This window comes from Olivibacter sitiensis DSM 17696 (assembly GCF_000427965.1).
GTDB lineage: Bacteria > Bacteroidota > Bacteroidia > Sphingobacteriales > Sphingobacteriaceae > Olivibacter > Olivibacter sitiensis.
The window spans coordinates 40,851-50,695 of sequence record NZ_ATZA01000043.1 but is presented as its reverse complement, the minus strand read 5'-3'; the positions used below and the strand labels follow the sequence as shown (position 1 = coordinate 50,695).

General features: G+C 41.4%; 7 protein-coding genes. 2 read left to right on the top strand and 5 right to left on the bottom strand.

What is annotated here, in order from left to right:
• The first annotated feature begins 473 nt into the window (after nucleotides 1-473).
• Complete coding sequence (gene nadB, locus A37S_RS0118205; RefSeq protein ID WP_028298230.1) at nucleotides 474-2,060, top strand: L-aspartate oxidase; 1,587 nt, start codon at nucleotides 474-476, stop codon at nucleotides 2,058-2,060.
• A 118-nt stretch (nucleotides 2,061-2,178) separates the two neighbouring features.
• Nucleotides 2,179-2,694, top strand: a complete 516-nt coding sequence (locus tag A37S_RS0118200; RefSeq protein WP_028298229.1) for a gamma carbonic anhydrase family protein — start codon at nucleotides 2,179-2,181, stop codon at nucleotides 2,692-2,694.
• Between the two features lie 4 nt (nucleotides 2,695-2,698).
• Here A37S_RS0118200 and A37S_RS0118195 read toward each other — a convergent pair whose 3' ends face one another.
• The 5 genes from A37S_RS0118195 to A37S_RS0118175 form a co-directional block, all read right to left on the bottom strand.
• Nucleotides 2,699-4,384, bottom strand: a complete 1,686-nt coding sequence (locus A37S_RS0118195) for an Ig-like domain-containing domain (RefSeq protein ID WP_051293280.1) — start codon at nucleotides 4,382-4,384, stop codon at nucleotides 2,699-2,701.
• 80 nt (nucleotides 4,385-4,464) lie between these two features.
• Nucleotides 4,465-6,324, bottom strand: coding sequence for a tRNA uridine-5-carboxymethylaminomethyl(34) synthesis enzyme MnmG (gene mnmG, locus A37S_RS0118190; protein WP_028298227.1), 1,860 nt, complete (start codon nucleotides 6,322-6,324; stop codon nucleotides 4,465-4,467).
• A gap of 172 nt (nucleotides 6,325-6,496) precedes the next feature.
• Complete coding sequence (locus A37S_RS25220; protein WP_245586420.1) at nucleotides 6,497-6,871, bottom strand: GNAT family N-acetyltransferase; 375 nt, start codon at nucleotides 6,869-6,871, stop codon at nucleotides 6,497-6,499.
• Between the two features lie 188 nt (nucleotides 6,872-7,059).
• Nucleotides 7,060-8,925 carry an ABC-F family ATP-binding cassette domain-containing protein gene (locus A37S_RS0118180; RefSeq protein ID WP_028298226.1) on the bottom strand — a complete coding sequence of 622 codons (1,866 nt, stop codon included), beginning with the start codon at nucleotides 8,923-8,925 and terminating at the stop codon, nucleotides 7,060-7,062.
• Nucleotides 8,922-9,572, bottom strand: a complete 651-nt coding sequence (locus A37S_RS0118175; protein ID WP_036603074.1) for an NAD(P)H-binding protein — start codon at nucleotides 9,570-9,572, stop codon at nucleotides 8,922-8,924. The genes A37S_RS0118180 and A37S_RS0118175 overlap by 4 nt, the downstream gene beginning before the upstream one ends.
• Nucleotides 9,573-9,845: the final 273 nt, after the last annotated feature.

The following is a 9,845-nucleotide window of genomic DNA, read 5'->3' as shown; positions in this document are numbered from 1 at the left end:
CAAAAAGGCGTTTTCCACCATTGCTGCACTGATAAGAATCCATTTAATCAGTAATCTTGAGATATATTGGATGGTGCAGAACAGCAGGAGAACTTACAGCAAACAGAAAAAACGAAATAAACCACCTTGTATACAGGTAGAACTGTTCTAAAAAACAGGGGGGGTGGCTTTTTTATCTAATGAAAATATTTACTGATAATCAGTAAGTTAAGTGAGTTTATTGCCTGTTTTTAAGTTTATCCGTTTGGTAGTGTTTTTAAATATATTAATGTTAAGTATTTGTTATGAGAGAAAGGTTGATAAGGTATTTCAAATCGGTTCATAATGAGTTATGAATTGGTTGTAAAATTGGTTTTTGCACCTTTTTGACTTATTTATGCTTTTTATTCCACCTTTATTCTCAAAAAAATCCACATATTTAGCACGGTTTTCCACCACTTTCGTGGTTAGTTTTACATAATTTATTTTTCAATATGCATCATGTGGATTTCTTGGTGGTAGGTTCGGGTATTGCGGGACTTAGTTTTGCGCTAAAAGCTGCTAAACACGGTAAAGTTCTGATAGTTACCAAAGCCAATGAAGATGAGTCCAATACCAAATATGCGCAGGGAGGCGTTGCTGCAGTTGTGGATAAGTCAGACAGCTTTGAACAGCATATAGCTGATACTCTGATAGCTGGCGACGGGCTATGCGATGAAAACATTGTGGAAATCGTAGTGAAGGAAGGTCCCGATCGGATAAGGGAAATCATCGGATATGGAACCCACTTTGACGTGGATAAAAGTGGGGGCTATGATCTGGCCAAGGAAGGTGGGCATTCTGCGCATCGTATCTTGCACTATAAAGATGTGACGGGGTATGAGATAGAACGCTCGCTTTTGGAGCGTATCCACCATGAACCTAATATTACTATATTGACGCATTATTTTGCGGTAGATCTCATTACCCAACATCATTTGGGTGTGTATGTGGATAAGCATAGTAGTAATATAGAATGTTATGGTATTTATGCCTTTAATACCAATACAAATAAAATTGAGAAATTTTTGAGTAAGGTAACGGTAATGGCCTCTGGTGGCGCAGGACATATTTATTCTTCTACGACCAATCCCACTATCGCTACTGGTGATGGCATAGCCATGGTGTATCGCGCTAAGGGTAAGGTGAGGAATATGGAATTTATACAATTTCATCCTACCTCTTTGCACAATCCAGGTGAGTATCCTTCCTTCCTCATATCAGAGGCTTTGCGTGGTTTCGGTGCCGTGTTGCGTAGGCGCAATGGAGAAGAGTTTATGTATGAGTATGACGAGCGGGGATCGCTTGCTCCACGAGATATTGTGGCCAGGGCCATTGATAATGAAATGAAGAAATCGGGTGATGACTTTGTTTATTTAGATATTACTCACAGGAAAAAAGATGAATTGCTTTCACATTTTCCGAATATATATGCAAAGTGTCTATCTATAGGCATAGATCTTACGCATGATTATATACCAGTAACTCCTGCCGCGCATTACCTTTGTGGCGGTATACTTGTAGACGATATGGGTCGAAGTAGCATCAATAGGCTATATGCCTGTGGCGAATGTTCTTCTACTGGATTGCACGGTGCCAATCGTTTGGCTTCCAATTCTTTATTGGAAGCACTGGTATTTGCGCATCGTATTTATGAAGATGCAGTAAGGGTTTTTGACTCGCTGATGGTTCCTGATGACATTCCAGATTGGGACGATACGAACACGGCTTTGCTCAACGAGGATATTTTGGTAACGCACAACTTAAGGGAGACGCAGAAAATCATGTCCGATTATGTGGGCATAGTACGTTCAGACTTCCGGTTGGATAGGGCTTTTAGACGCTTGGGTCTCTTGCATGAAGAGACAGAGGCATTCTATAAGAACACCAAATTGTCTGTTCCCTTATGCGAGTTACGTAATGTGATACAGGTGGCTTATATAGTCATCAAATCTGCAATGCATAGACAAGAGAGTAGAGGCTTGCATTATACAACGGATTATCCCTATCATTACGATAATAAGGTGGACACTATTTTCTAAAGAGTTATGAGCTGTCTATTTTAATTTATAAAATGGGAACTGACTATGTCATAGGATGATTTGAAACTTACTACTTAGAACCAAGAACTTGGAGAATATTAATGGATAGTAATATAATATGGCGCTGATTAAAAAAGTAAGAGGCTTTTATCCCCAATGGGGAGACGGGGTTTTCATAGCCGAAAATGCTACACTTGTGGGGGATGTGGAGATAGGAAATAATTGTTCCATTTGGTTCAATGCAGTGGTACGTGGAGATGTCAATTCCATCAGGATAGGCGATTTCAGTAATATACAGGACAATGTGTGCATACATGCCACTTATGAAAAAACTTCTACTCATATAGGTAGTTATGTGAATGTGGGACACAACGCTATCGTACATGGATGTATGGTGCACGATCATGTACTGATCGGTATGGGAGCCATTGTGATGGATAGAGCGGCCGTACAGCCTTATGTTATTGTAGGTGCTGGTTCCGTGGTGCTGGAAGGAACAATCTGCGAATCGGGCTATCTATATGCGGGTATACCGGCTCGCAAGATCAAACCTATTACGGATGAACAACGCAAAATGCTAGACCAGCTGCCGCATAATTATGTCATGTATGCTAGCTGGTTTGAAGATAAGTAAATAGCTAATTATCTAGCGACAATGTCTTTGGAATGGCTACGGCTTCTTCTTGTTCCCAGTTTGGCCTGATGGTGATGGTTTTGTCCATGAACCATACTTTTTCCGGCTGCACCTTATCATATACGTCTCCGGGATCCCATTGGCCATTACGGTTCCTGTCCTGTACTATTCGCACGATATATTTTCCACCTGGGTATTGCCGGTAATTTATTTTTCTATTTGCGGTAAGGGTATCGCTTGCTATGATGCGTTCTTTCTTGTCGTTCATGAGTTGCACCAGGTATTGGGTACTGCTACTGTCGGGAACGGTGATATTGAGAATGATGTCGCCAAAGTTTTCCGTTTCATCCAGTGTAAAATCGGCTTTTGTTTCTTTGTTCTTTTCATCGAAGAAACCTTGGATGGCTCCTTCCTTTATTTCCAGCACATAGTTTCTCTTAGCTCTCCAGCGGTAAGTGAGTTTTATTTTTCGGTTGTTCGTACCGTCTTTCGTTATCTGAAAATTGGGTCTGGCAATGGAATCTTCTGTGAGGACGATGGCATTGTTGTCTACGGTATTTATTGGAGCGGAAGCTTCTATGGTAATTTGGTTTATACGATCTACCTTTCTTGAATTGAGGTTATTGGTAAGGATCAGGTCCCTTTCATATTTATCGTTTTTGCTTCTCCTGATAATATTGGTATCCAGTGCTTTACCATTTTCTTCGATGACTACTTTGAGGCTGTCGAAATCCATGCGGGACAACCACATACTGGCAGTGTCGCGCTGTCTGTTGAAATTGACTATTTTGTCTTCGTTCAGCTCTTCTGGTACGAGGATGCGAATAGTTGGATTCTGAAGGCTTTTGTTCAGGGCATATAGTATTTTTCCATTTTTCTCTATTTTTCTATCCATCACCCTGAGTTTTTTGGGGATGCCCTTTGATATAAAGAGTGCTATACCCGAAGTGTCTTTGTTGAGATAAATGGTGGTATCTAAAAAACCTATTTCTTCATTAGGACCATTATATATCCTGTCGCTGTTCTCTTCTTTGAGCGCGTAGATGTTGTATTCCTGTTCTTTTAGGTTCTTGAGCTGAAATCTACCTACTGTATCTGTTAAGGTAAATATGTTTGCTTTCTTTTTGCCAAATATGGAGTCTTGCGATTTTGGGATGAGCATCACGGTGACTTCTTTCAATTTTTCCAAGGTATTGGCGTCGGTTACCGTGCCCGATATGTTGAGCGAATCTATTTCGTTTCCAGTGGCAAATACATAACTATAGTTAAGTATGGGATTGCTTTCGTTATAATCCACGAGTCCTTTTCCAAAATTGATGGTATAGGTCGTATTTTCCTCGATGCTATCGGGCAGGGTGATGTGAAGATTTCTTTTCCTCACCTTGAAGATGGGACGTTTGTCCATATCGGGGCTGATACTGATTTCCTTGTAATCATTTTGCAATTTCACAAATTCATCGAAGGTAATCACTATTTCCTTTTCCTTGAAATTGCGAGTGAGATTTTTTGGTCTTTCGTTTACCACGCTTGGTGGAATACTATCTTTTGGCCCGCCGGTAGGCTGTTGTATGCTGGCACAGCGGGTATCTAGGAAAATAGAGAATATAACAGCACCTAAAAACAGCCATTTTAGATTTAAGGCTGTTTTTAGGCTATTTGAGCTATTTTTTTGTTTTTTGGAACTGGGCATCAAAAAATATTTTTTATGCGTTTGTAGCTTATGAAAATAGGTGTCTTTTTTAATTAATTAAAATACTGATTATCAATATTTTAACCTAAATGTACCATTAATACGCTTATGTCTGCAGGAGAAACGCCCGAAATGCGTGACGCTTGTCCCAAAGTGCGCGGTTTCACCTTATTTAGTTTTTCCCTGGCCTCTTTGGACAGAGACACGAGCGTATTATAGTCAAAGGTGGTATTGATTTCCTTATTTTCCATTTTCTGCATTTTGTCCACTATCTCCAGTTCCTTTTCAAAGTAGCTTTCGTACTTCACCTTGATTTCTGCTTGCACTACTGTTTCCTCATCATAATGGGCGAGCAAGTCGTTCAGCGACCTACTCGCTTTTGCCATGTCGTTTATACTGATTTGCGGTCTGCTAAGAACGCTTACCATTTTCACGCTTTGTGACAAAGGGCTGGAGTCTAGTGATTGCAGTATGGGATTCATTTCTTCGCTCTTGATAGAAACGGTTTTCAGGAACTGGATAATGGTATCGGTATCTGCTATCTTTTGTTTTACTTTGGTCAATCGTTCCTCCCCTACCAAACCAAGTTCATAGGCCATGGGCGTAAGCCGTTCGTCTGCATTATCTTGGCGCAGTAGCAAGCGGTGCTCTGCCCGCGAGGTGAACATGCGGTAAGGCTCTTCCGTTCCCTTGGTTACCAGATCGTCTACCAATACGCCTATGTAGGACTCGGATCGTTTCAGTACCAGTTCATGCAGGTCGTTTATGCGCTGATGCGCATTTATTCCAGCAAGGAAACCTTGGCTGGCGGCCTCTTCATAACCGGTGGTACCGTTGATCTGCCCGGCAAAGAATAGGTGTTTTACGAGCTTGGTTTCCAGCGTAAGATCGAGTTGCATCGGTGGAAAATAATCATATTCTATGGCATATCCCGGTCTGAACATCTTGGCTTTTTCAAAGCCCGGTATGCGATGCAGTGCCTTGAGCTGCACATCTTCTGGTAGTGAGGTGGAAAAGCCATTCACATATATCTCGCAAGTGTGAAAACCTTCCGGTTCTACGAATATCTGGTGCCTATCTCTTTCAGCGAAACGGTTTATCTTATCTTCTATGGAAGGGCAGTAACGTGGGCCCAGGCCTTTGATACGTCCGGTGAACATGGGTGATTTTTCAAAGCCTTCGCGCAAGGCATCGTGTACTTCGGTGTTGGTATAGGTAATCCAACAGCATCGTTGCTCTGTAGGTTGTTGTACGTCTGTGTAGGAAAATTTTCCTCTTTTTTGATCTCCCCACTGCTCTTCCATGACAGAATAATCAAGACTTCTTCCATCTACACGTGGGGGGGTACCCGTCTTCATGCGGCCCGATTCAAAGCCCAATGACACCAATTGCTCGGTGAGGCCAGTGGCTGCTTTTTCGCCAGTGCGGCCGCCACCGAAGCGTTTCTCTCCCACATGGATGGTACCATTGAGAAAAGTGCCATTGGTGAGTACCACCGCATCTGCTTTGATGTTCAATCCCAAGGAAGTGACTACTCCCGCTGCTTTTCCGTTTTCCACTATAATTTCTTTCACCGTATCTTGCCAGAAATCGATGTTCGGCATACTTTCCAGTTGCAGCCGCCATTCTTCTGCAAAGCGCATGCGGTCGTTTTGAGTGCGGGGGCTCCACATGGCAGGGCCTTTTGAAAGATTGAGCATTCTAAACTGTATAGTGGTCTTATCGGCAATGATTCCCGTGTAACCGCCCATGGCATCTATTTCGCGCACGATTTGCCCCTTTGCTACACCACCCACTGCCGGATTGCAACTCATTTGGGCAATGGTACCCATGTTCATGGTAATCAATAACACCTTTGAACCTAGATTGGCTGCTGCTGCTGCTGCCTCACATCCGGCATGACCGGCCCCTACTACTATAACGTTATATTTTTCAAACATATCTTGTATGTTCCACGTGAAACGTGTTGTTTTATATTATTTATTTTGATTTGTTAGTACACTATTGATCATTAAGAATTATTACGTTTAGGATCATTTTATGAATGATGTTCCACGTGAAACTTTATCTCGATATCTTCTTTCCACACATCTCTTGATATGGAATATAGCGTTAGATCGATGAATTTATTGTTACTAGTTCGGCTCTTCTTAATATTCCTTCTAGCTTGAAATTTAATCTCCTAGGTATAGCCTCGCTCTTTAGATTGTTTACTGCTACTTTGACCTCTATTCTCTCTAGGTCTAACTGCTGAAAACCAAAAGCGATAATTAATTTACAAGATTTAGTAACGATTCCCTTTCCCTCCGCATCCTTTGCAAGCCAATATCCTATGGAGGCGCTTTTATTCTTGGAATTTAAATGGTGGAGTCCTATTCTGCCAACTGTAATTTCGTTTAAAATGATGACAAAGCTTATTTCCTTTTCTTGTTGATAAAGTAATTTACTTATTCGAACATAATCCCGAAAATCGTCAATAGACTGCATATCCTCTACCTAAGGCAGAAATTCGGCAAGATGAGCTCTATTGTTATTAACTGCCTTATATAAGGCCTTGGTATGTACCGATGATGTTAATTCCAATCTTATATTTTCGTCTACTTTTATGATCATTTACTTGTCGAAAATTCTAATACGGATGGCGAACAACAATAGATGTTTCACGTGGAACAAAATTAGCTATTTGAAAGTTCTTCTAGTTCCAACCACCTTTCGGTTTTTATATCCAACTTTGATTTCAATTCTTCTATTTTTAGTGCCAGTTCAATTATCTTATCCGGATCCGTATGTTCTATGATGTTGCCTTCGGTTTCCTTGATGTTATTTTCCAAATCGGCTATTTCTATAGGTAAATTATCTAATTCCTGTTTTTCCTTAAAACTGATTTTCTTTTTATTCTCTATCGGCGTTTGTTTTACCTCAACCTTTCCTTTTGCACCGATTTTTGCTTCCTTTGCCCTTTCTTGTTCTTCATTCTTGTAATCGGCGTAATTGCCATTGTATATACGGATACTTCCATTACCTTCCATGATAAAAAGTTGTTCCGTTAGCTTGTCCAATAGGTACCTATCGTGCGATACCAATAACAAAACACCATTAAACTTGTCCAAAAATGTTTCCAATACATTCAAAGTATCGATGTCCAAATCGTTCGTTGGCTCATCCAGAATGAGGAAATTGGGGTTTTTCATCAATATGCGCATGAGCTGCAATCTTTTTCGCTCTCCTCCGCTCAACTTGTGTACTAAACCATACTGTTTTTCAGGTGGGAAGAGAAAATGCGTGAGCAATTGTGAAGCGGTAATGGTCTCCCCTCCCGCCATCTGTATGTATTCTGCCACGTTTTTTACGATGTCTATCACCCTATCGTTTGGATTTATCTCCAACCCACCTTGCTTGTAATAACCATATACAGTAGTCTCGCCTACGGTTATGGTGCCTTCATCTGGCGGTATCTCTTGGGTAATCAGATTGAGAAAGGTAGATTTTCCCGTTCCGTTCCTACCTGCTAGGCCAATCCTATCCCCTTTTTTGAATACATAGCTAAAATCTTCGATGATGGGCTTATTTCCGAAAGATTTGGATACATGATCTATTTCAAGGATTTTATTGCCTTGCCTCGACACTTTCATGCTCAACTCCACCTGCTCTTTGCTTCCCGTATTTTTGGTTTTGTCCTCTAGGTCATAGAATGCATCTATTCTCGCTTTTGATTTGGTTCCCCTTGCTTGTGGTTGCCTTCTCATCCATTCCAGTTCCTTGCGCAACAGGTTTTTGTTCTTTTCCAATGCCAGCGCGTCGGCCCCTTCCCTTTCGGCCTTCTTTTCCAAGTAGTAGCTGTAATTGCCGCTGTAATTGAAAAGCTTTCCCTTGTCGAGTTCTTTAATGCCATTGCACACATTGTCAAGAAAATAGCGGTCGTGTGTCACCAGCAATACAGTTTTCTGGCCTGTGGTAAGCAGTTTCTCCAACCATTCTATGGTTTCTATGTCCAAGTGGTTGGTGGGTTCGTCCAGAATATAGATATCTGGATCGTCTATCAGTAGTTTTGCCAGAGACAGCCGTTTCTTTTGGCCGCCGGAAAGGCTTCCTATCTTCTGATTGAGATCGAATATGCCCAGTCTGGAAAGAATGGTCTTTATTTGATCTTCATACTCCCAGGCATCGTTATTGCTGATCTTCTCTATCAGGTCCTGTAAAAGATCCTCATCGGGATGTTCCTCCGTGAGCAGCTTCTCATAAGACCGGATAAGTTGCTGCTGCTCATTGTCTATGGAGTATATAAAATCTTCTATGTTGCTATCGGCATCAAAAACGGGATCTTGTTCCAGATAACCTACCTTTAGGTCCCTTTCCTGCACCACTATGCCTTCCGTAGGCAAAAACTTTCCTGCAAGTATTTTCAGGAGGGTAGATTTTCCAGTACCGTTTATACCTACCAAGGCTATTCGCTCTCCCCTTTGTATGCCAAAGAAGAGGTTTTTGAAAAGCCAACGGTCGTTGAACGAATGGCCAAGATTCTCTGTCGATAATATGCTCACGCTAATTCTTTTATTTGATCTGATAAATAGATATGGTTTCCGTCTATCTTTTGGACGGATTTGTTATACATGGCTTTGGCAATGATTTCGGCCTCGATGCTCTGGTATTTTTTCAGCGGTCCCACGAGTACGGGATTGATAAAATCCATTACCGTAGAGGATACATCTTCTAGCGATCGTTTTTCGTTTCTGTCTCCCGTAATGAGCGATGGTCGGTAGATGTGGATTCCGTTGAAAGGAAGGCCCAATATATCGCGTTCCAGTTCGCCTTTCATCCTGCTGTAGAAAATTCGCGAATGGGCATCTGCTCCCATGGCAGATACCAAGTGAAAATATTGTGCCCCGTTTTCCAAGGCGATGGCAGCCAGCTGCAGGGGATAGTCATGGTCTATCCTATAGTATTCCTCCAGATCGGGTGTCTTACTCTTGGTAGTGCCTATACAGGAAAAAACCACATCGCCTACGAGCGCGTCCGCTACTTCCTTCAGTGTATCGACCGTGGCATGCACCTGTTGCAACTTTTCGTGCTTTGTATCGAGGTCTTTTCTCACTATGGCTATGACTTTATCGTAACTGTCGCTGGCTAGCAGCAAAGGTAAAAGATGACTGCCTACCAATCCGCTTGCTCCTAAAATGATTGCTTTCATGTTCAAGTAGTTATAGAATTTTGGATAAATAAAGGTATTGCAGCATTCTTTGTGCCAAAGGCCACCCAGTAAAAATTAAAAAGTCCAAAACAAAAATAATTGGCTATTGGCAAAGCACTAATAGTTCAATTATTTAATTTGCAAAGGTACACAATTATCTAGTATCGAAGTATAGGTATGGAGGATCGAGAGTGTCAGTAGTCTGTCTTAAGTTTTCAGTTATAAATATACCGAATATGAAATTTATAAAGAATTTTAAACTTATAACCTGAT